The sequence below is a fragment of the Duganella margarita genome, assembly GCF_009857535.1.
GTDB lineage: Bacteria > Pseudomonadota > Gammaproteobacteria > Burkholderiales > Burkholderiaceae_D > Rugamonas > Rugamonas margarita.
The window spans coordinates 156953-179936 of sequence record NZ_WWCS01000007.1 but is presented as its reverse complement, the minus strand read 5'-3'; the positions used below and the strand labels follow the sequence as shown (position 1 = coordinate 179936).

Genomic DNA, 22984 nt, shown 5'->3' with positions numbered 1-22984 from the left:
GGTGAATGATGGACAGCACAAACCCCACACCGGCTAAAGATACATCCGCCGAACGCATCGTCTCGGTGAATGACTACGGCGGCGCTGCCAGCAAGCCCTGGTTCAGAGTCTTGCGCGCGGCACTCATCGTGGTGCTGATTGGGGCGGCGATCGCCATGTCGGTACAGCGGGCGAAAGCCTACTTCCATGCCAAGAGCACGGCGCCAGGCCAAGGCCAGTTGCAAACCAGCACCGCCGAACCCCAGCCGGGACGACGCACCTTTCCTGTCACGACCGCTCAGCCCAGCGCGTCACCCAATACGGCGGCCGCCGATGGGGCGCAAGACCTGCAGCTATGCGCCGACAAGCGGCCAAGCGAACCGATGAAAGCCCGCGACGGCACCCTGATCCTGACGCCGACCGGACTGCCGGTGCGGGTGTGCCATGACGGCCAGATCCTGATACCACCGCTGCCGATGCCAGCCCCGCAGCCGCCGTACCAGACAGGAGCCGCCATGCAGCAGCCCGCGGTGACGCCGGCCGCCCATGTTCCCGCCAAGCGCGACGATGGTGATATCGTGCTGCCGCAGCGCACCGCCCCTTACAGCGACGGCGGACCGGCTGTCGCACCGCAGTCCGCATCAGGCCAGTCCGCGCCACTAGCGCCGGCAGAAGACATGGCGGGAACGGGCAGAGACGACTTCCCAAGTGCACACGGTTCGCTGAAGTCCATGCTGCGCGGTACCGCGACCACGGCAGTGCAGGCACAGCGGATCGGTGACCGCCACATGCTGCTGCCGCAAGGCCGCACGATCGATTGTAACCTGTCACTGCGCGTCATCAGCGACGTCTCCGGCATGGCGGTGTGCGTGCTGTCCTCCTACGTATATGGCGATACCGGCGTGGTCGCCCTGGCCGAGCCGGGCTCGATTGCCACCGGCGACTACATCGCCTTTTCGGCGCAAGGGCAGCGCCGCCTGTTCATCACCTGGGGGCGGCTGAAGACCACCAAGGGGGTCATCATCAACATCAATTCGCCGGCGTCCGATGCACTCGGCACGTCGGGCGTGGAAGGCTATGTCGACAACCGCTGGGCTGACCGCATCGGCGCTGCGGTGCTGCTGTCGTCGGTGCAGGACGCGATCGGCTACCAGACCGCGCGCGCCGGCGCCGACCGCAACAACGGCGGCGGCGTGAACGTCTACCCCAACACCACGCAGGCAGGCAGCCACCTGGCCGAGCGCATCCTGGAAAGCACGATCAATATCAAGCCGACCATTTACAAACACCAGGGGGACCGCGCCAGCATCACCGTCGTGCGCGACCTCGACTTCGGGAGCGTATATGCCCTGCACACCAAATGAAGCGCTGCCGCTCGACACCTCGGTACGCGAGCTGTTCCGCCCGCTGGCGGGCTTCCTCGACATCCCGGGCGTGACCGAGATCGCCATCAACCGTCCCGGCGAAGTGTTCGTCGAAGCCGGGCCGCACTGGACCCGGCATGCAGCGCCCGGCCTGACGCTGGAGCGCTGCTGGAGCATGGCCACCGCCATCGCCTCCTACGCCAACCAGCGCGTCGACAGCCAGACGCCCTTGCTCGGCGCCCAACTGCCCGGCCTGCAGCGCATCCAGATCGCCGTGCCGCCGGCGGTCGAGGACCAGACCGTGGCGATGACCATCCGCATCCCGGACAGCGCCGTGCGCAGCTTCGACGCCTACCAGGCCGAGGGATTCTTTAGCCGCTACCTGTGGGCGCGTCCGCCGCAACTGGCAGCGCGGCGCAAGGACCTGGCCCCAGCCCAGCTGATGCTGATCGACAGCCTGGAAACCGGTTCACTGGGCGACTTCCTGATCGCTGCGGTACGCCATAAATTGAATATCGCCTTTGTCGGCGATACCGGCTCCGGCAAGACCTCGCTGATGAAGGCGGCCTGCCAGTACATCCCGGACGAGGAACGGCTGGTCACCATCGAGGACGTGCGCGAAGTGTTCCTGCCGAACCATCCGAACCGGGTCCACATGCTCTACAGCCGCCCCGCCAGCGGCATGGCGACCGTGAGTCCGGCCGACCTGATCGCCTGCAATATGCGCATGAAGCCGGACCGCGTGCTGCTGGCCGAACTGCGCGGCAGTGAAGCGTTCGACTTCCTCAAGCTGCTGACGACAGGCCACAGCGGTTCGCTGACCAGCTACCACGCCGAGTCCTGCGCGCTGGCCATCGAGCGCTACGTCCTGATGTGCAAGGAGCACCCCCAGGCGGCCATCTACGACGCCGACGCCCTGCGCCGGCTGGTGGCGCTGACCATCGACGTCATCGTCCACATCAAGGTCGACCGCGTGTATGCGGATGACGGTGCGCCGCTGCGCAAGGAACGCTACGTCGCCGAAGTCAGCTACGATCCGGTCGCCAAGCTGCAGCACCGCTTCGGCGCCGCCAGCCTGGTGCATGCAGGAGGCCTGCCATGAGCCTGCGCACCGCCCTGCTGATCGTCGCGGTCGGCGCCGCAGCGCTGGCGGCCCTCGCCACATGGGCCTACCTCGCCGGCTATCTGTACTTCCTGCTCAACCAGGCGGCGCCGCGCCACATCGACAGCGGCACCTGGTATCTGTATTGGCAGGCCTACGGCGAGGACCGCGCGCAGCGGTGGCGCCTGATTGCGGCGGCAGCCATACCGCCGCTGATAATCTCCGCAGCGATCGTGTTCGCCCTGGCCGGCAAACAGCGCCCGCTGTACGGCGACGCCCGCTGGGCCACCGAGCGCGAAATCCGCGATGCGGGGCTGCTATGAGCGAGATCATCGTCGGCCGCTACCGGGGCCGCTACCTGACCGCCAAGGACCAGCAGTTCGTGCTGGTGGCCTCCCCCACCGGCGGCGACAAGGGAGTCGGCATGGTCCTGCCCAACCTGCTCAACTATCCCGACTCGGTGGTCAATTTCGACCTCAAAGGCGAAAACTTCCGCTACACCTCGCTGTTCCGCCAGCGCTGCGGCCAGCAAGTCTACCTGTGGGCGCCGTTTGCCGAGGATGGCCGCACCCATCGCTGGAACATGCTCGACGCCATCGCCCGCGATTCGCTGTTCCGCGTCGGCGACATCCTGGCGATCGGCCAGTCCTTCTACCCCAGCGACTGCCATCCCAAGGACAAGTACTGGAACGACAACGCCCGCAACCTGTTCCTCGGCCTGGTGCTGTACCTGATGGAGACCCCGGAGCTGCCCTGCACCCTGGGCGAAGTGTTCCGCCAGTCGTCCGGTGGCGGCAAGCCGGTCAAACAGCACCTGGAAGATATTCTGACCTCGCGCCGCACCAGCAGCCGGCCGCTGAGTCCCGAATGTGTCGACGCCTTCAACCGCTTCCAGTCTGCCTCGTCCGAATCCGTCGGCAACATCATTTCGACCTTCAACGCACCGCTGCTGATCTTCGCCAACCCGATCGTCGACGCCGCCACCAGCCACTCGGACTTCGACCTGGGCCAAGTGCGCCGGCGCCGCATGTCGATCTACCTCAGCATCCCGCCGCACCGCCTCAGCGACGCCGGCATCCTGGCCAACCTGTTCTTCTCGCAGCTGATCGACCTGAACACCCGGCAATTGCCGGAAAACGACCTGACCCTGAAGTTCGAATGCCTGCTGGCCCTGGACGAACTGGCCGCGATCGGCAAGCTCGGCATCCTCGCCAGGTCGAACTTCTACATCCGCGGCTACGGACTGCGCCTGATGTCCAACCTGCAAAGCGTGGCGCAGGCGGTGGGGCTGTATGGCGAAGCCGACGCCCGCACGCTGCTGGCCGACCACACCATCCATATCGCCTATCCGCCCGCCGACCAGGCCGAGGCGGAGGAACTCAGCAAGATCCTCGGCTACCTGGGCCAGTCCGTCGTCAGCACCAGTAACAGCAGCACGGCGGGCGGGTCGTCGCATTCGGAAAACCGCGCCGAACATGCGCGGGCCCTGATGCTGCCGCAGGAGCTGCGCACCATGCCGCGCCATCAGCAGATCGTGCTGCCCCGCTACTGCCGCCCGATCCTGTGCGACAAGGCGCGCTACTACGAAGACCACCGCTTCATCGACCGCCTCAAGTCGGTCAGCCCGACGCTCGCCGCGCTCGACCGGCACGGCTGGCGGCGCGCTGCACACACGCTGGGCGCCGGCCCGTGGTGCAAGGTCTACCCGACCGAAGCGCAGATCAAGCACGCCGCCTTCGTCCTGCGCGAACTGAGCGTCGAGGTGCCGCGCGTACCGATGATCTCGCGCCCGCCGGCCGGCACGATCCACCAGCCGCCATCCCCCAGGCAGACGCGCCCGGTACTGCCCGTCTTCAAGGACGCCGAGGCCCCGACGCCGGAAGAAGCCAACGCCATCGTTGCGGCCTTCTTCGCCCAGTTGCCACTGTTCGATACCGATGGCGACAGCGCCGCCGAAGCTGCCGAACCCGAAACCGCCACCGTCAACCCGGCAAACGCTGCCCGGCAAGCGGCATCATCCGCGCCCGGTGCTGGCGCCGCCCAAGCGGGCAACGGATACGCCGGCATCGACCTGTCCGCCCTCGACCCATGACCTGGAGGCCCCATGCGACACCCTCACCTGCCAACCTGCCTGATGCTACTGATGCTACTGCTGCCCCTGCTGCATGGCTGCAGCAGCCCGCCCGGGCCGCGCACGCCGGACGGCGCCAGCCGCACTTCGGTCAACAACCTCGAGGCGATTGAACGCTACCAGTCCCAGCAGCGACCCGCACCGCCCTCCACGCCGACACAACAGCGCATCCTGCAGCTGGAACAGCAGGTCGAAGCCTTGCGCCGGCAGCTGGCCGCCTTGCAGCCGCCAATCGTCGGCGCGAACCGCAGCAAGCGACCACAGTCTGCGCTCACCGTCGTCGACGGCGTCGAGATCGAGGTACTGCCTGATCGGACCGTGCTGCGCTTTCCGCAAGCGCCAGGACAGGCCGGCTTCGCCCCGAGCGCCGGGATCGCCGCACTGCTGCGCAACGGCGCCGCGCAAGCGACCCGCATCGCGGTCCGCGGCCGCACCGACGCCGTGCGCCCCGACCCGGCGAACAAGCGCCTGGCGGCACAGCGGGCAGCGCTGGCGCGCCGGTACATGCTCGACAACGGCGTCGCGCCGTCGAAAATCCGCAGCAGCTACCAGGCCGCCGGCGACCGCATCGCCGACAACGGCACGCTGGCCGGCCGCGCGCGTAACCGTCGGATCGAGATCGAGCTGGCCGGCCTGGCCACGCCGCCGCTGGCAACCGCAGTCAAGGACAGGAGCACGCCATGAACCAGATCGAAGCCGCCCCGCGGGCCGGTACGACACCAGGCAAATCCGCACACCGCACCAGGCAGCAAGCGCAGCAGCCCCAGCTACCGGGCTTCGAAACGCTGCAACCGCAGGACACCGCTCAGGAGGACGAGGCCAGTCAGGCGCCATCGGGCACAGGACCTGCGCAACAGGGCGCGCCAGCCGCCACAGGCTTTCTCGGACGCCTGAACGCAATCGCCAAGCAGATCGGATTATTCGACGGGCTCAACGGCGCACCGCCTGCCCTCGTGATCGGACAAAACACCGTACCGCCTCCCAGCGCGGGGACAGAGCCGTCCCCCAACCCGGATCCCCCTCCAACATTCGACATCCCGCAATCGCTGCGCAACCGCTACCTGATCGACACCGACGGCAAATATTACTTCCGCGACCGCGACCACGCCCTCGCCTTCGAAGACCTCGGCACGAAACTGCGCACCCTGCACGAGGACGCCGATACCGCAACCTCCATGGTCGAGCTGGCGCAAGCCAAGGGCTGGACTAGGCTCAAGCTGCGCGGCACGGAGGCCTTCAAGCGCGCGGCCTGGCTGGCGGCCGCAGAACGCGGCATCGCCACGACCGGATACCGGCCCACCGCGCTGGACAAAACACGCCTGGCCGAACGGCTGGCGGCCCGCGAGCGCGAAGCTACCCAGCGCGCGAACGCCATCGAGCCACAGGCGGCGCAGCATGGCGAGCCGGCCGCGTCGACGGAAGCGTCACAAAAAACGAAAGCGAATACCAAGACCAGAGCGCCAGCAACAGCGAAAACAAAAACGAAACAGCAAGCCGCCGTAACCGAACCGTCAGCAGCGGAGCAACAGAGGCGCAAGGAAAACAAAGCACTCCCAGCGCCGGAACAAGACACCGCCCACCCGCGGCACCAGCGGGCCGTCGAAGAACTCAAGAAATTCCTGCGCCAGCGCGGGGACAGCGAAGCGGCGGTCTCCATGACCGCCGCGCTGGCGGCCGAGGAACTCGCCAGGCACCGCACGCATTATGGGCGCGTCCTCGAGCACGGACCAGCGCACTACCAGCACAATGCCGACAACGATTTGAGCTACTTCGTCACCCTGCAGACGCCGGGCGGCCGGCAAACCATCTGGGGCGTCGACCTGCAACGCGCCATGGCGGGCAGCGGCGCCGATGTCGGCGACGGCATCGTGCTATCGCAGCGCGGCAGCCGCAGCGTTACCGTCAACGGACCGAAAGTCGACAGCCAGGGCAAGCCCACCGGCAAGCGCGTGGCCATCGACGCCAACCGCCACGACTGGGAAGTCATCTCGCTCGACAACGCTAGGGATTTCCTAAAAGCCGAGCCCGGTGCCCGTAAAGATAACAGCGAAGTCCACCTCAGGCGGACAACCCAGGCTCACCATACAAACCAGGAGCACGGCCAGACGCCCGCGCCCAACAAGCAACGCTGATAAGGCAAACGGCGATGAACACGACCGACAGGCGTACCGATCTCACCACCACCGCGCTTATCACCGAAGCGTTAAAGTTCCAGCGGGCGTTCGGCAAGGAAGCCGCGCTCGCATTCCTGTCCATGCAGGGTGTGGACAAAGCGCTTGCGGAGCGCGCCTTATCCGGCATCTACGACAAGCGTCAACGAGTCAGCCTTTGACAACATCGCCTTCACAAGACCCGAACAGAACAAAACAAACAGCGCGAGGCGACCGACAAACTCACGCCTTCGGGGCCGATCACCACCATCGGGAAACATTGTTCGGCAAGCAGGTAGGTCACTGAAGCGTGCCCCAGATGGCCGGCAACGACGGCACGTGACCGACGGGTGGAACGGCTCCTCATCTGATGTGTCGATATGAAGCTACGAAGGAACGTCGGGCGTCGGCCCCAGAGCCGAAAACAGCGAGGGATCATCGAACATTCGTAAAAGCGCTTACGTCGCATCTCACACATCGTGAGTCGTACAGGTGCCCAGCCGCGTTCTTACGGGAGCACACGCTCGTATTCATCACGAACGTGGCACCGAGCATAGCGCGGCAGACTCTGCGCGGCTTCTATATAAGACATAAAATCCGAGCAACACGTCGGCGACCTACGAGCTCCGACCGGCAGCTTGCGCCCCATTGCCGACCTTCGCAATCTCAGCTTTCAGGGCTTTAGGATACCGTCGGCGCTCGAATTCCTTACTTTCCTCGATCAGACTCTATGCACGCTCGGCTGGTGCGCCGCGTTGTGAATTGATGCTCTCAACACTATACCCCCGCGATCCCGCATGACCTAGTCATTTTGCTGCCACGAGTGTCTGCTTTTCCAAGTCGTGAATGTTTGCTGCAGGGGGAGCGGATCCAACATGTCGACGCAACACGTTAACTGCTTCGGCAGGAGGACTGTTGCGTCGACCTGTTGAATGCGCAGGAGGTAGCGTACTGAGAAGTGGTCGTGCCGGCGCTAGGCGTGCGCCCCCCCCCAATGCAGTCCTTACCGATTCCTGAACGCCATCGTTCAGCGACCGCGCTAAGCTGCGGCTCGCGGGCGCCAAGAGTAAGCCATCGGCTTGCACGACTGTTGGGCTTGCTCAGCCCGGCAGCTTTGCCGCAAGAACGTCAACCTTTTCGATTGACGGCGGCTGGGCGAATAATTCACCAGCTTTTTCCATGAGCGCGGCTGCGACTTCGCCGGAAAGATGAGCTTGCCGCCCAGCCTCATCTGGAAACGCGTCGAAGATACCAAAGGTGGACGGCCCCAGGCGGATGCCGAACCAAGCTGTTGTAGCAGGCTCTGCCTGAACGAGCGGCAGACCACTTAACAGAAAGCTCTCAACGTCCTTTTCCTTACCCGGCTTAGCTTCCAGACGAACAAACAACGCGAGTTTGACCATGATACATCTCCTTGTTAAGCAACAATGGCGTTTGTTGGATCTTCGATTTTTGGATCTGATACGTTTCTACTGCTAGCTGACTAGGACCGCGATAGACAACGACTTTCGTGATGTACTCCAATGATCAGCCAGCAATGAGTTTGTGCGAAGGAACATGGCTATGCTGCGGCGCAGCCGTCTTCGGTGAAGCCCGCATCCGGTACTTGCGGAAGGATTTGACTATCCTCGGCACCAGGGCGGTACAAACAAGATTGTCCCAGTGCAGGTTAGAGAGAGCACGCTAGCCTGAACGATAGTATCACCTATCGAGAATTGGCAGCGCGGTAATGAAAGGCGGATGTCTGTATATGGACTCCTCCTCGTTTGCAAACATTCCGTCTTTGACTTTTAGGTACGACTGCTCACGTATATTCGGTCTCTAACTGCTTTGCCCGTCGTCGGGCAAGGACCATAATGGGCTATTCGCGCGCCGGTTCCCTATCGCTATTTCGGGCTCGGAGGCCACAGACATTCTCGGGTTCTGCCAGCGCCGGTTCGACCTGTTGGCCATCAACGGCTTGTTTCGCAATCGTGGTTGGATACTCCTTTTTACGTACTAGCCGCTCTCTGTTTAAACTGTCACCGGACCAGGCTGGTAGTCCGTGCCCTTGGTCATCATCGCCCAGGCGATACGCGCCGTTTTGTTCGCTAGCGCGACCGCCGCGATATTATGGTGCCTCGTCTGAGCGATGTGTGTTACCCAGCGACTCATCCGATCATTCTTGCTGGCCGCCGTTCGTAAAACTGAACGAGCACCGTGAATCAACAGCGTTCGCAGCTGAGCATCGCCGCGTTTCGTAATGCCCAGCAATCGTTCCTTGCCGCCGGAGCTGTTCTGCCGTGGCGTTAGCCCCAGCGATGCCGCCATCTGCCTGCCACTGTTGAACTGCTTCGCATCGCCGACGTTGGCAACGATCGCTGTGGCGATGATCGGGCCGACGCCGCGCAGTTGCTGCAACCTGGTGGCGACCGGATCGGTAGCCGCCGCAATTTCAATTTCCTGATCCAATTCTTTAACTCTGAGTTCCAGGTTCATGAGATCAAGCCACAAGCCGCGCAGCATGCGACGGAGCCGTATCGTCAGACCATTCTCCATATCCTCCAGCCAGCAAGGCACGGCTGCTCGCAACTGGATCATTTCCCTTGGCGCTACCAAGCCATACTCGGAACATAGGCCGCGAATCTGATTGCCCTTGGCCCTGCGCTGATTACATAACTCAGCCCTGATCCGGTGTATCGCCTGTAAGTCCTGCTGCTCGACAGATTTGATCGCGACGAAGTGCATGTTCGGACGGCTCATCGCTTCACAAATTGCCTCCGCATCGTTCGCGTCGTTCTTGTTGCTCTTCACATACGGCTTGACGAACTGAGGTGCAATCAGCTTCACAGTGAAGCCTCGCTTCTGCAATTGCCGAGCCCAGTGATATGCGCCACCACAGGCTTCCATGCCAATTTCGCACCCCGGTTCAATTTTCTCTAGCAATGCCGACAGCCATTCTGCACGACTTAGCTTCTTGCGCCATACGACCTTTTCGCAACGATCAACCCCGTGCACTTGAAAGACACTCTTGGCCAGATCGACGCCGACGCGGATAATCTTCATGGTGGACTCCTTCTCCTTAACTGGTTGTGTCGAAACTCCAGTTTAGGCGCCTAGACGCCGATAGGTGAGGAGGAGTCCATCCCATTGCTTTTGGCCGTTAGCGCCTATCATGCAGCATTAAAATTTTTAAGACAACGTTCAAACGCATCCAAGCTGGCAACCCGAAATTCCTCGTCTCGCCCCTCACCACAAATCCAAATCGCCAATACTTCTGGAGAAAAAACACCTTCGCCACGTGTTAACAGGCCACCGAGCTGTGCATATAACCGATGATGTACTTCGTTGAAGTCGCGCAGCAGTCTAGGCTTTGTAACGCCTGGGCCCTGGAATTCATACGCATCTCGACCGTACACGGTGTACATATGCCCAAGCCTAGCTAGAAATTGGGCCTGTCTTTCCGGCGTCATTTCCGCCAAAACCTTTTCGCAATCTTTCTGATTCAGTGGCATCAATATCTCGTTCTATGTCGGCTTATGGCCGAACGCGGCTATAGAGGCTCACAGCACGGACATCCATCCGCTTCCCTCCAGTAGGCTAATGAATTGATTCAAGGATTCGTCAGCGACATTTAATGTCCGACGATATCCTCCTTTGGGATGCCATCCTTGGAACTCGATTTCTGATGCTCCAGGAGCATTCTTCAGCAGATTCAACAATGCATCAAGTTCCCCCTCTGAAGAGAGGGTCTCATTATGCCGACGCATCAACCTCAAATATTGCCTCACCAATCCTCCCAAAAACTCACCGGCCGCTCTTGGCCGTTAGGAGCTGAAATCAGCAATCCGCCATCGTACTATCACATCCGGTTCTGATCACCCGCTGCCAAGATGGATTTATAAGAGGCATCAACAGACTCTCCATTGACAGCGGCAGCGACGTTGGCTTTCGCTTCGAACACTCGTTTTTGCAGGTCATTGAACCAGTGCTTCGGGTTTCCCTGGAATTTGAGATTCGGTTCTGGGACGAGTTCAACCTGCCGGCCAAACGGAGTATCGTGGCAAATCAAAATCGTGACAGTGTCCTTTCCATCGCCCCCATCCTTAAATATGACTTCCTTAACATCCGTCAGGCTAATAGAAACATGCACTTCATCTAGTTCAAATCGCAATCGATCACCGTCATCGAACACTTCGACGAGCAAATCCTCACCAAGTGCCTTGGACGCGAGAGCGCCGACGAAGACCACGATGCTTGTCGCGATTAAATCGACAGCTCGATCTTTGTACCAGAAGGCAGCCAGCATCAGCGCCAGTCCAATAAGCCGGAGACAGTGCCAGCGCCAACGAATACCTTGTCGAGAAGTGTTATTCGATATTTTCATGGTGCAGTGTACTTACGTATCGAAGGGACATTATTACTTCAGCCGATTGGTAAAACCAGAAAATGTGTTTGAAGTCCGGTTGTGGCCGAATTATGACTAGCTTACGTCAGACGGAGCCGAGCTATGCTCATTCTTCTTTCTTTTGAAAAATGGCAGCCAACCGAAGTGCCAGCCAAAAAAGGTCGCGAACCAAGGAAGTCCAAGCGCCCACAAGCCCAATAGGTGACCAATACGTTGCCCAAGTTCGGAATCCGTTAACGTGCTGCTGTCCAGGTGCACCCAGAATCCCGCTAAAGCTCCGATAAGGAAAAAGTGAACCAGGTACCAAAAAACAAAGACAATAAAATTTCTCATATCAAGCGCCAACTGGAAATGGAAGGCGTATCTAATCAGCTCTTCACCGACTGCTCTTGGCCGTTAGCCGAACGATTCGATAGTTACTGCAATACGTCGGCCAGCATCGTCGCGACGCTTTTTTGCTCGTATTCGTGCGGTCAGACCTACCCAACCTTGGATGTCAGGATCAGCGCCATGCGCCATCAGCAACTCAACAATTTCAGGATATTCTCCCTGAACTGCCAGGCTCAAAGGCGTTTCTCCAATCAACTCCTCTTCATGCCGATTCACGTTAGCACCAAGTTCCAAGAGAAGCTGAGCCGCTTGATAACTGTCACCCTCAACGGCATAGTGCAATGGGGCACGACTCAAGTCATCAAATGCATCAATATCAAAGCCCTCACTGGCGAGGCGTGATATTTCACTGAGGTTTCCATCACGTGCAGCACGATGCAACTGCTCGGCTTCAAACCAGTCTTCACGAAGTGCCATTGGAAACTTCTGTCCCTTCACTCATTCTGATCGCGTCTGTATGTCTGCTGCTGGCCGAAGCCAGTCGCTGTTCAGGATAGCATGTTGCTTGGGTCTAAAATACACTCATTATCAAATAGTCGCCGCAGAGAATTAGGGCCTTGTACAATTAGCTCACCACAGATCACTAAAAGGACCATCAATGTCTACCTACCAAGACTATCAAAAACAAATCGCCGAACTTCAGGCCAAAGCTGAAGCAGCGCGGCGTACAGAAGTTTCAGAAGCCAAGGCAAAGATCCAAGCGATCATGAACGAATACGGATTGACTGTAGCTGATATCAGCGGGAGTGCCAAGCAGACACCTAAAGCTCCTCGCAAGCCAGTAGAAGTCAAATACAAGGACGAGGCGACTGGCGATACCTGGACCGGCCGTGGACGCGCGCCCAAATGGCTTGCGGGCAAAGATAAAGACGATTACCTGATTCGATGATAGAACCGGTGCGCGCCCACGTTGCTGTATCAGGCGTCAGTTTGCTCAGCCATTTCAAGCGCATCATCTACCTCGATACCGAGGTATCGAACAGTGCTCTCAAGTCGTGTATGCCCGAGTAGCAGTTGGACGGCGCGCAAGTTCTTTGTGCGGCGATAAATGAGCGTGGGCTTGGTTCGCCGCAGCGTATGTGTGCTGTACGCAGTTGGGTCTAGGCCAATTTCATCAAACCATTGATGTGCTATTCGTGCATATTGCCTGGTGGAGATATGCAGGGATTCGCCTATTCGGCTCGGGAATAGAAAATCGTTATGGCGCAGCTCGGCAGCATGAATCCATTCAAGCAGACTTTTCCTGGTGCCGGCAGTTAATTCGAGTTGAACGGGCTGCTTCGTTTTCTGCTGCATCACGGTTGCTCTACTGGCCACGTAACTGCCGTGAATGACATCGAGAACGCGTAGTTGTACCAAGTCACAACCGCGCAGCTTGCTGTCGATCGCTAGGTTGAAGAGTGCCAGATCTCGCTGGCGTCCGTAGATTTCAAGCCGGACTCGAATAGCCCAGATCTCACTGATGCGTAGCGGCGCCTTCTGACCCACTAACTTGCCCTTGTTCCATGGCGTACGGCGCTCGGAAGCGGAAGTGTTTGTGTTAATGATGGACCTCCTTTGTTGGAGCTCCACTATGCGCCGACTTTATCAGTAGGGCCTTATCGCGCGTTAGAATTTGCGCATTTTTCACATAGGCAATAGTGGTATGCTGAGCTGATCGGCTGCAGTCGGCCAATAGGGAAGCCCGATTCGGCTCACATAAAACGGAAATTCATGAAACATTTTGTTGTTTCACCCACTAGTTCAGCAGCTGGAACCCTGCTATACACCCGCTTTCTTAGCGATGCCCATCAACTCGTTTGGGGCCGTGCAATGTTTGTCGGCATATTTGCAAGACTGACTAGCATTTTTTTTGCTAGCATTGAATAAGAAAAATCGAGAGTGCCAGACCCCGACAAATTATCAAAGTCGGCAACAGCAGGACACAGCGACCGGCCAAGAACAGTCCATCCCCCCCATTTAAATATCAAAGTCACCCTTCTATATTATTAAAAACACATGGAACCTGCTACCTTAGCCCTTATAGCCAAACCTGCTGCCGAATTGGTGGGACGTCTTCTTAAACCATTGGTAAAAAAAATTGAAAATGAGATTTCTGCACAAGCACAGGTAGCATTTCACCACTTTTTCGGTAGCTATACAAAGTATCTCGACAACGCGGTTGAAAGACACTCATATTTTACTTCCGTTGTTTTTAAAAATGAGCAACGATTATTGGAAGACTTCTACATTCCACTCACCCTCGTAGAAACAAGGGAGAAAAATAAAATTACAATTATTGATTACCCCGGAGATGAGATCAATAAAACACAAAAACTTCTCATAGTTGATACTGCCGGCATGGGGAAGACGACTTTATTAAAATATCTTTTCCTTAAATGTGTTTCGCAACAAGCTGGCATTCCAATCTTCGTCGAACTAAGAAAGCTGACACGCAAACAATCCTTGCTGGACTTCATCTTAACTCAACTCTCAGACGTAGGGGGGAAATGTCAACCAGATCTTTTCTTCAAACTTTTGGCATCTGGAGATTTTGTTATCTTCCTTGATGGGTATGACGAAATACCTGAAGCGGAGAGACTTAGCGTCACCGCTGCGATACAAAGTTTTATAGAAAAATCGCCAGGAAATAAGTTCATATTAACTTCGCGAGAAGAGGTTGGTTTAACAGCGTTTGCCCAGTTTCAACGCTATACAATTCAACCACTAAAAAAACAGGAAGCGTATACCTTATTGCGAAAATATGCCGATGCCGCGCTGGCTGAAATGCTAATTGGGAAACTAGATCTTCCGGAAAATAACGCAATCCATGAATTTTTGACAAATCCGCTGCTTACTTCGCTTCTTTTTAAGTCCTTCGAGTATAAACACATTATTCCACTTAAACGCCATATTTTTTATCGACAAGTATATGAGTCTTTGTATGAATCCCATGACCTAACAAAAGAAGGCGGCGAATTTCAACGGATTAAGCGTAGCGGACTAGATATAGACCGTCTAGAACACTTGCTTCGCGCTTTAGGCGCAACAACGTATAAGGCTAGCAAAACTGAGTTCACGAAAGAGGAAGCATTGGACTTCATCGAGCGTGCGAAGACCTTAACTTCGGCTCAAAAAATATCCTCATCAAACATCTTGCATGATATAACCCATGCTGTACCACTTTTAGTGGTCGATGGTAATTACTTGCGCTGGAGTCATCGCTCAATTCAAGAATATTTTGCCGCGCAATATATATGCAAAAATACAAAAGGCAAACACGTAAGCATACTATCTGATTATTACGAGAGTAGTGACGCAACGAAGCATCTGAACTTGATAATGTTGTGCGCCGATATTGATAGAGCCGTTTTCGACCAGTCAGTTGGCGCTCGGCTAGCGGAAGGTCTGCTTACGGCGTACAACGAGAGCTACGTGAACGTTGATTCATCCATGGAGACCTCATTAATTAACGAGAGGCGCGCACTTACCGCAGGGCGAAATCAGTTCTTCCTTCGAGTACAACACACCAAAACGCAGCCAGACCATAACGAAGGTCGAATTCTGTATCAGCGTATGATTTCCGGGAAATCTGTCGACAACTTAAATGAAACCGCTGTTCATTATGGAAGCCCAGGTTTTGGAACGAGGGCTACCAAGATTGATCGGTTTATTCAAAGTACAAAAGGGCGTTTTGAATTACCATTTATTAGCAAATTGAACAAGTCAAAAGGCAGTCTGCACGATGAATTTCCACCGGTGGAATTCTTGGAAATTACCGATTCGCCAGATAACCCTTTTAATCACCCTTCAGTCTTCGCAAAAATAAACACTTACTTGGAGTATTATACTGATTGGAAATTCGATCCTGTTGCGGCGCAGGATTATTTAACACTGATTGCAAAGGAAATAAAAGCCAAGCAGGCAGTAGAGCCATGGTAAAAAGGACTTTTTTGCACCATTCCTGTCGCGAATATCTAAATTTGGAGCGAAATTGCAAGCATGAGTGCCCTGCAATACAGAGGTGAAGAATGATGAACTGGATACCGCATAACGCGACATTGAAGCGGTGCGTCTCGGCATTGCTCTGGGTGAATAAGGGCATATGCTGGCTTGGCCGTGCGAGCGGCGAGCTATATCATAGTTCGCTATAGCGAGTCGGCCTTTCAGTCCTGCCGTTTCGGAAGAAGGGCGCATCACAGTAGATTTTTGACCGGGACAACTAGGGGCGTGAAGTTAAAATAGCATATATCAAAAATGTTGTTATTAAATTCTGCACTGAAACTACCAACTCTTCCTATTTCGGTGGACTGCGAAAAATTCCGTCAAAAAATCATCGCACCAATTTATCGGTATTCCAAATGAGCAATAAGCGTCGAAAATTTTGAGGGTCCGATGGGGCGAAACCAGTCCTTCGGCCCGTTAGACTTGCCGCCCAAATATCTGGATCGATATAAAAATCGACTCTCTGCCCAGCAATCTTTGGATAATTCTCAACGTCACCGGCCAATGCACATCGAAGGTTTGTACACGAAATACCATGTGGACGATGCACCGAATCATGAAGGCAAACTTGGGCGCCGTCCGCTACAGCGCCAGCCCGCACCCCAGTTCATCGAGCAAACCGAAAACGCTCGCCTGATAAGCCGCAATGGGGGTCGGCCCTGCTTCCACGAACAACAACGCAGGATCCAGCCGATCGCCGAACAGCATGACAGCCATCGACTGGTTGTCGCGCACCGACATCCAGCACAGGCCCTGCACATCCGGTATGCCCTCCCATACCGCCAGCGCGCGCGCCCGCGTCGCCGGATAACTCGACGCGGCAAAAGCGAACAGGCCGGCGTCATGCAGACCTGCCGCGCGCAAGCCAGTGCTGGTCAGGTTGACGACGCGCAGCGGCGGCAGCCTGATGGCGCTCAGGTGCAGGTCGCTGGCGCGGTCGCGCTCCCAATCGTACAAAAAACCGGCGGACGGCTCCGGCACATCGCGCAGCAGGATCTCCGCCAGCGCGCCGCGCACTTGGCTGACCGCATACATGGTGGGAATGACATTGCCGGTGGCGGGATCGCGTAGCGGACTGAAGCGGGCGTTGCCGCGCCCGCTGTCGTTGAAGGTAGTCGGCCCGTATTTACCACTCACGGCATCGAACTGGTGCACGCGATACCAACTCCCCGCATCCAATTGGATGGTGCGGTAAGGCAGCGCGTCAGCCATGCAGCGGCCCTGCGACATGTTCGCGCGCCGCGCGCACCACGGCGACGGGATCGCTGTCCAGCAGCTCGCGCGGCCGGCGCCCGTCGAGCGCGGCGCTGGTCGACTCGAACCAACTGGCCACCCGCAACGGGGGAGCGTCGCCAAACGCCTGCAGCACTTCGCGCACCGCCCCATGCGGTGTGCCCAGCGCATCGAACGCATAGCGGGGATAGTGCTTGCGCCCGCCCTGCTCGATGGCGAACACCCTGCCCTCTCCAAGCAGGCGGTTGGCGCGCGCATGCGCGTTGTTGCGCTTGTCAGCGCCGGGCGCCAGCGCATCCACCTGGGCCGAGGTCAGCCACTCGGTGCCGTTCAACACCGCCGTCGCCGCACGCTGGCGCAGGCGCTCCTGCACCGGGTCGTGCAGCCGGATTGGCGTCTGTTCCAGAACGGGATCGAATGTACCATCAACGTCAGGGATGATCTGCTGCACCAGGGCGATGACATCGCGCAGCCTGCGGTCGAGTGTGGAAATCGAATCCAGCGTTTGTGTAAATAACGCCTGACTTTCGCCGACCGTCGGCATCGACTGCGACGCCGCCTTCTCCCCCCCCCCAGCATACCGCCGGGATTCGTTCGACAGCCGCTCCAACACCATCAGCCCGCCAGTACGCTGGCGGCGCGGCTTCACCTGGAACTGAATAGTTTGCTTCGCCATGTTTTCCTCCCGCGACCTGAGATTAGTGATCATTATAGCGCATCACCAATCTCATATCACTCCGGCGCAAAGGCACTTAACGCAACAATACCAAGCAATGCGCCTGACAGCGCGCCCTGGCATACATCCCCTTTCCGCACGGAAGCAAAAAGGACTTGCGCAATCAGTGCGCCCATGGATTATACTGTACACACATACAGTACTATTTGATAATAATCATGCTTTGCACAGCCCTCCAACGCCAGCCCATCCCCGACAGCGCCATGCCTCCTTCGGCATTGCCCGACGTGTGGCGCGCCAGCGAATTGGCGGTCTCCCGCGCGCCGGTGCAGCCCACCGGCCACGCACCCCTCGATGCGCAGCTGCCCAACGGCGGCTGGCCGCGCTCGACACTGGTTGAACTGCTGCTGCAGCAGTCCGGCATTGGCGAACTGCAGCTGCTCAAGCCGATACTGCGCGCCTTGGCCAAGGACCAGCGCATCGCTCTGGTGCAGCCGCCCTACCTGCCGCACGCCAGGGCGCTGAAGACCTGGGGTATCGACACCAGCCGGCTGCTGTGGCTGCGCGCCGACCGCGCCGGCGACGCGCAGTGGGCCACCGAGCAGATCCTGCGCAACGGCAGCTGCGGCGCGGTGGTGCTGTGGCAAACCCATATCCGTTCCGAGTCGCTGCGGCGCCTGCACCTGGCGGCGCAGAGCACCGACACCTGGTTCTGGCTGATGCGCCCGCTGTCCTGCGCCAGCGAAGCCTCGCCCGCCCCGCTCCGCCTGGGTCTGCGCCCGGCCGTGGGCGGCGTCGCCGTCGACGTGCTAAAGCGGCGCGGCCCCGCCTGCGATGCGGCCCTGTACATCCCTTTACCCGATATGCCCGCCGGGCGCCACCCACTGCACCATGAAAACGCCCCTGCTGTTCAGTTTGCACCTGCCGCTATTACCGCTCGAAACGCTGCGCCGGTGCTGGTCTGAGGCCGGCGCTTACGCGGTAATGGACGACGGCCAGGTGCTGATCGCCTCGCCGCTGGCGGTCGCCGCCGGTGTGCGGGTCGGCATGCGCAGTGGCGGCGTCGCCACCATCGCGCCCGACACCGTGATGCTGGAACGCGATACTGGCAAGGAAGCGGCGGTGCTGGAAGCGATCGCGCTGGCCCTGCTGCAATTCACGCCGGAGGTCGCCTTCGATGCCGGCTTCAGCCTGCTGCTCGACGTCGGCGCCAGCCTGCGCCTGTTCGGCGGCCCGCTGGCGCTGTCCCGGCAGGTACGCTCCAGCATGGCCCGCCTAGGCTTTACGGCCGTGCTCGGCGCCGCCCCCACTGCGCACGGCGCCTGGTTGCTGGCGCACGCCCCCGCGCAGCGCCGCCCGCCGCACCGGCGCTGCCTGCGCCTGGCGACGCTGGCGGCTCGCCTCGACCGCCTGCCCTGCGCCTTGGAACCGGCCGCCCAAGCCCACCTCGTCTGGCTGGACGGCATCGGCGCCAGACAGCTGGGGGCGCTGCGCCGTCTGCCGCGCGCCGGCCTGCTGCGCCGCACCGGCAAGCCCTTGCTGGCGGCGCTGGACCACGCCTACGGCGACGCCCAAGCGCTGCACCAGTGGATGGCCATCCCCGCCACCTTCGCCGCGCACGTCGAGACCTTCGGCCGCATCGAGCACGCCGAGGCGCTGCTGGTCGGCGCCACCGCGCTGATCCTGCAGATGACCGGCTGGCTCACCGCGCGCCAGCTGGCCGTGATCACCTTCACGCTGCGGCTCGAGCATGAGCGCGGCCGCGCCGCCGTGCCGCCCACGCTGCTGGAGATCATGCTGGCCGAGCCGGCGTGGAAGGAAGCCCATTTGCTGCGCCTGCTGAAGGAACGGCTGGCCAAGCTGGAATTGCAGGCGCCGGTGATCGGCCTGGCGCTGTACGCGGGCCAGCTGCAGCCCATGCTGCCGCCCAACGCCCAGTTGTTCCCCGAACCCGGCGGCTCGCCGGCCGACTTCAAGCGTCTGCTGGAACTGCTGTCGGCGCGGCTCGGACCCGACAACGTGCTGACGCCGCTCGACACCCCCGACCACCGTCCGGAACAGTGCAACAGCTGGGGACCGGCCACCCGGTCCATGAAGCCGGCGGCCGACGCCGACGAACTGCTGGAGCGACCATGCTGGGTGCTGCAACAGCCGATCGCGCTGCGAGTGCGCGACGAGCGGCCGTTCTATATGAGTCCGCTGCGCCTGATCCGCGGCCCGGAACGGCTGGAAGCCGGCTGGTGGGACGACCAGGCCGTCGGCCGCGACTACTACGTGGCGCAGGGCACGGACGCCGCCTGCTATTGGATCTACCTCGAGCGCAGCCAGGACGCCCGCTGGTTCCTGCATGGCATGTACGCCTGACACGGAGCCTCCGCCATGCACACCCTGCCCGACGGCGCCGCTTTGCCGCCCCCTCAATCCGCCACACCCGCGCTGCCCGACTACGCCGAACTGCAGTGCGTCAGCCACTACACATTCCTGCACGGCGCCTCGGCGCCCGAGCAGCTGGTCGCGCGCGCCGCCCAGCTCGGCTACCGCGCGCTGGCCATCGCCGACGAGTGCACCGTAGCCGGCATCGTCAAGGCCCACTGCGCCGCCAAGGAACTCGGCCTGAAGCTGCTGATCGGCAGCCAGATGACGGTAACGCCGGAGGACGGCAGCCCGCCATTCCGGCTGCTGGTGCTGGCGATGAACCGCAACGGCTACGGCAACCTGTGCGAGCTGATCACCGTCGGGCGGCGGCGCGCCGAGAAAGGCAGCTACCTGGTCCGGCCGCGCGACATCGCCGCGCCGCCGCCCGAACTGGCCGCGCTGCGCGGCCTGCCCGACTGCCAGCTGGTGCTGCTGCCGCGCTACGGCGAGGCGCCCGCCGTGCTGGAACGGCACGCCGCCTGGCTGCTACAGAACGCCCCCGGCCGCGCGCGCATCGCGCTGGCGCTGCACTTCCGCTCGCGCGACGAGGAACACAAAGCCACCGTGTGCGCCGTCGCCGCCCAGTTCGCGCTGCCCGTGGTGGCCACCGGCGACGTCGTCATGCACGTGCGCTCGGCCAAGCCGCTGCAGGACACCATGACGGCGATCCGCCACGGCGTGCCGGTGGCGCGCTGCGGCTACCGCCTGGCCGCCAACGCCGAGCAGCACCTGCGCTCGCGCCTGCGCCTGGGCAACCTGTACACGCGCGACATGCTGGCCGAAAGTGTGAGGGTGGCCAAGCTGTGCACCTTCTCGCTCGACGAGCTGCGCTACGACTACCCGGTCGAGATCGTGCCGCCCGGCAAGACGCCGGCCGGCTACCTGCGCGCCGAGGCCTATCTCGGCGCGCACTGGCGCTATCCGCACGGCATCCCGGCCGCCGTGCAGGACCTGCTGGAGCGCGAGCTGCAACTGATCGCCGACCTGCAGTACGAAAGCTATTTCCTGACCGTCTACGACATCGTCCGCTACGCGCGCGCCAATCACATTTTGTGCCAGGGCCGCGGCTCCGCCGCCAACAGCGCCGTCTGCTACTGCCTCGGCGTCACCGCAGTCGACCCGGCGCGCGGCACGCTGGTGTTCGAGCGCTTCATCTCCAAGGAGCGCAACGAACCGCCCGACATCGACGTCGACTTTGAGCATCAGCGGCGCGAGGAAGTCATCCAGTACATCTACGGCAAATACGGCCGCGACCGCGCGGCACTGACGGCGGTGGTCATCAGCTACCACCCGAAGAGCGTGCTGCGCGACGTCGGCACCGCGCTCGGCGTCGACCTGGCCATCGTCGACAAGGTCGCCAAGGCCGGCCACAGCTGGGGCGGGCGCACCGAGCTGGCCGAGCGCATGGTTAGCTGCGGCCTCGACCCGGCCTCCGACATTGCCCACAAATGGGCCTACCTGGCCGAGCACATGATGCGCTTCCCGCGCCACATGTCGCAGCACCCCGGCGGCTTCGTCATCGCCCACAGCAAGCTGTCGCGCCTGGTACCGGTGGAAAACGCCCGCATGGCCGACCGCACCGTGGTGCAGTGGGACAAGGACGACCTGGACGCGGTCGGCCTGCTGAAGATCGACATCCTGGCATTGGGCATGCTCAGCGCGATGCGCCGCACGCTGGAGCTGCTGTCCGGCCTGCGCGGCGAACGCGTCGAGCTGCACGACATCCCGCACGAGGACCCGGCCACCTACGACATGATCTGCCGCGCCGACACCGTCGGCGTGTTCCAGATCGAGAGCCGCGGCCAGATGTCGATGCTGCCGCGGCTGCGCCCGCGCACCTTCTACGACCTGGTGATCGAGGTCGCCATCATCCGTCCCGGCCCGATTCAGGGCGGCATGATCCACCCCTATCTGCGGCGCCGCAACGGCACCGACCCGGTCACTTATCCCAGCGCGGCGATCCAGGGCGTGCTGGAGCGCACGCTGGGCATTCCGATCTTTCAGGAGCAGGTGATGCAGATCGCCATGGTGGCGGCCGGCTTCACGGCCGGCGAGGCCGACCAGCTGCGCCGCGCGATGGCCGCCTGGAAGCGCAAGGGCGGGCTGGAACAGTTCGAGGACAAGCTGATGGCCGGCATGGCCGAACGCGGCTACACCAGCGCGTTCGCCGCCGCCATCGTCGCCCAGATCCGCGGCTTCAGCGACTATGGCTTTCCGGAATCGCACGCCGCCAGCTTCGCGCTGCTGGCCTACGCCTCGAGCTGGATGAAATGTCACGAGCCGGCGGCCTTCCTCACAGCCCTGCTCAACAGCCAGCCGATGGGCTTCTACAGCCCCTCCCAGCTGGTGCAGGACGCCGTGCGCCATGGCGTCGAGGTGCGCCCCGTCGACGTCACCGTCAGCGGCTGGGAAGCCGCGCTGGAGCCGTCCGGCCGGCCGCAGCACGCCGTGCGCCTCGGCTTCAACAACATCCGCGGCATGCAGCAGGACGCGGCCTGGCGCATCGAAGAGGCGCGCGCCGTCCAGCCGTTCCGCGACCTGCACGACCTCGGCGTGCGCGCCGGCCTCGACGCCGCCCAGCTGAAGCTGCTGGCCAGCGCCAACGCGCTGGCGCCGCTCGGCGGCAACCGCCGCGAAGCGCTGTGGAACGCCGCCGGCAGCACGCCGGACAAGGGCCTGCTGCGCGAGGCCCACATCGCCGAAGAGCCGCTCCGGCTGCCGGCGCCGTCCGAGGCGGAAGACCTGGTGGCCGACTACCGCCACCTCGGCCTGACCCTCGGCCGCCACCCACTGAGCTTCCTGCGCGAACGCCTGCGCGCACTGCGCTTCATGCCGGCCGAGGTGCTACAGCACTACGGCGACGGCCAACTGGCGCGCGGCTGCGGCCTGGTCACCGTGCGCCAGCGCCCCGGCACCGCCAAGGGCGTAGTGTTCCTCACCATGGAGGACGAGACCGGCAACGTCAACGTCATCGTCTGGCCCAGTCTGGTCGAACAACAACGCCGCGAAGTGATGGGAGCACGGCTGCTGGGCGTTTACGGCCAGTGGCAGGAAGCGAACAACGTGCGCCACCTGGTGGCCAAGCGCCTGGTCGACCTGAGCCACCTGCTCGGCGAACTCGATACCCGCAGCCGCGATTTTCAGTAAGTTCGGTATCGACATGCACCGGGGCA

Annotated in this window: 20 protein-coding genes; 12 read left to right on the top strand and 8 right to left on the bottom strand. The window is 60.7% G+C overall.

Annotation, left to right across the window (positions count from 1 at the left end; all coding sequences use genetic code 11):
• Positions 1-5: 5 nt before the first annotated feature.
• The 7 genes from GTP55_RS13305 to GTP55_RS13275 are packed head-to-tail and all read left to right on the top strand — an operon-like array spanning position 6 to position 6908.
• Entirely contained in the window at positions 6-1343 is a 1338-nt protein-coding gene (locus GTP55_RS13305; protein ID WP_161045417.1) for a TrbI/VirB10 family protein, read from the top strand.
• Complete coding sequence (gene virB11 / locus GTP55_RS13300) at positions 1324-2445, top strand: P-type DNA transfer ATPase VirB11 (RefSeq protein WP_161045416.1); 1122 nt, start codon at positions 1324-1326, stop codon at positions 2443-2445. The genes GTP55_RS13305 and virB11 overlap by 20 nt, the downstream gene beginning before the upstream one ends.
• A complete protein-coding gene (locus GTP55_RS13295; RefSeq protein ID WP_161045415.1) occupies positions 2442-2768 on the top strand; it encodes a hypothetical protein in 327 nt (108 codons plus the stop codon). Before virB11 ends, GTP55_RS13295 begins: the two co-directional genes overlap by 4 nt.
• Positions 2765-4537, top strand: a complete 1773-nt coding sequence (locus tag GTP55_RS13290; protein WP_161045414.1) for a type IV secretory system conjugative DNA transfer family protein — start codon at positions 2765-2767, stop codon at positions 4535-4537. Before GTP55_RS13295 ends, GTP55_RS13290 begins: the two co-directional genes overlap by 4 nt.
• Before the next feature lie 12 nt (positions 4538-4549).
• Positions 4550-5260: an OmpA family protein gene (locus GTP55_RS13285; protein WP_161045413.1), complete on the top strand. Its 711-nt coding sequence runs from the start codon at positions 4550-4552 to the stop codon at positions 5258-5260.
• The gene (locus GTP55_RS13280) at positions 5257-6708 is read left to right on the top strand and encodes an LPD7 domain-containing protein (protein WP_161045412.1); all 1452 of its coding nucleotides are present in this window, start codon (positions 5257-5259) and stop codon (positions 6706-6708) included. Before GTP55_RS13285 ends, GTP55_RS13280 begins: the two co-directional genes overlap by 4 nt.
• 14 nt (positions 6709-6722) lie before the next feature.
• Positions 6723-6908: a hypothetical protein gene (locus GTP55_RS13275; RefSeq protein WP_161045411.1), complete on the top strand. Its 186-nt coding sequence runs from the start codon at positions 6723-6725 to the stop codon at positions 6906-6908.
• A gap of 918 nt (positions 6909-7826) precedes the next feature.
• On the opposite strand, the gene GTP55_RS13270 is transcribed toward GTP55_RS13275, so the two are convergent.
• The 5 genes from GTP55_RS13270 to GTP55_RS13250 form a co-directional block, all read right to left on the bottom strand.
• Positions 7827-8129, bottom strand: coding sequence for a putative quinol monooxygenase (locus tag GTP55_RS13270; RefSeq protein ID WP_066419950.1), 303 nt, complete (start codon positions 8127-8129; stop codon positions 7827-7829).
• 610 nt (positions 8130-8739) lie between these two features.
• On the bottom strand, positions 8740-9771 hold the full coding sequence (locus GTP55_RS13265) for an IS110 family RNA-guided transposase (protein WP_161045410.1): 1032 nt from the start codon (positions 9769-9771) through the stop codon (positions 8740-8742).
• Positions 9772-9878: 107 nt separating this feature from the next.
• Positions 9879-10220: a hypothetical protein gene (locus tag GTP55_RS13260; protein WP_161045409.1), complete on the bottom strand. Its 342-nt coding sequence runs from the start codon at positions 10218-10220 to the stop codon at positions 9879-9881.
• A 347-nt stretch (positions 10221-10567) separates the two neighbouring features.
• Positions 10568-11092 (bottom strand): hypothetical protein, encoded by a 525-nt coding sequence (locus GTP55_RS13255; protein WP_161045408.1) that lies wholly within the window; start codon positions 11090-11092, stop codon positions 10568-10570.
• 417 nt (positions 11093-11509) lie between these two features.
• Positions 11510-11920 carry an ankyrin repeat domain-containing protein gene (locus tag GTP55_RS13250; RefSeq protein WP_161045407.1) on the bottom strand — a complete coding sequence of 137 codons (411 nt, stop codon included), beginning with the start codon at positions 11918-11920 and terminating at the stop codon, positions 11510-11512.
• A 181-nt stretch (positions 11921-12101) separates the two neighbouring features.
• Here GTP55_RS13250 and GTP55_RS13245 point away from each other — a divergent pair, with 181 nt between their 5' ends.
• Positions 12102-12392, top strand: coding sequence for an H-NS histone family protein (locus GTP55_RS13245; protein WP_161045406.1), 291 nt, complete (start codon positions 12102-12104; stop codon positions 12390-12392).
• Between the two features lie 29 nt (positions 12393-12421).
• Here GTP55_RS13245 and GTP55_RS13240 read toward each other — a convergent pair whose 3' ends face one another.
• Positions 12422-13048, bottom strand: a complete 627-nt coding sequence (locus tag GTP55_RS13240) for a tyrosine-type recombinase/integrase (RefSeq protein ID WP_161045514.1) — start codon at positions 13046-13048, stop codon at positions 12422-12424.
• A gap of 453 nt (positions 13049-13501) precedes the next feature.
• On the opposite strand from GTP55_RS13240, the gene GTP55_RS13235 reads away from it, so the two are divergent.
• The gene (locus GTP55_RS13235; RefSeq protein WP_161045405.1) at positions 13502-15424 is read left to right on the top strand and encodes an NACHT domain-containing protein; all 1923 of its coding nucleotides are present in this window, start codon (positions 13502-13504) and stop codon (positions 15422-15424) included.
• Between the two features lie 645 nt (positions 15425-16069).
• Here the strand turns inward: GTP55_RS13235 and GTP55_RS13230 are convergent.
• Complete coding sequence (locus tag GTP55_RS13230) at positions 16070-16699, bottom strand: RES family NAD+ phosphorylase (RefSeq protein ID WP_161045404.1); 630 nt, start codon at positions 16697-16699, stop codon at positions 16070-16072.
• Positions 16692-17396, bottom strand: a complete 705-nt coding sequence (locus GTP55_RS13225) for an antitoxin Xre/MbcA/ParS toxin-binding domain-containing protein (RefSeq protein ID WP_161045403.1) — start codon at positions 17394-17396, stop codon at positions 16692-16694. The genes GTP55_RS13230 and GTP55_RS13225 overlap by 8 nt, the downstream gene beginning before the upstream one ends.
• 218 nt (positions 17397-17614) lie before the next feature.
• Between GTP55_RS13225 and imuA the strand changes: the two genes are divergently transcribed.
• Genes imuA through GTP55_RS13210 form a run of 3 tightly spaced genes read left to right on the top strand, consistent with a single transcriptional unit; the run spans position 17615 to position 22958 of the window.
• Positions 17615-18361 carry a translesion DNA synthesis-associated protein ImuA gene (imuA, locus tag GTP55_RS13220; RefSeq protein ID WP_229257913.1) on the top strand — a complete coding sequence of 249 codons (747 nt, stop codon included), beginning with the start codon at positions 17615-17617 and terminating at the stop codon, positions 18359-18361.
• Positions 18288-19760 (top strand): Y-family DNA polymerase, encoded by a 1473-nt coding sequence (locus GTP55_RS13215; protein ID WP_161045402.1) that lies wholly within the window; start codon positions 18288-18290, stop codon positions 19758-19760. The genes imuA and GTP55_RS13215 overlap by 74 nt, the downstream gene beginning before the upstream one ends.
• Positions 19761-19775: 15 nt before the next feature.
• Positions 19776-22958, top strand: coding sequence for an error-prone DNA polymerase (locus tag GTP55_RS13210; protein ID WP_161045401.1), 3183 nt, complete (start codon positions 19776-19778; stop codon positions 22956-22958).
• Positions 22959-22984 lie beyond the last annotated feature (26 nt).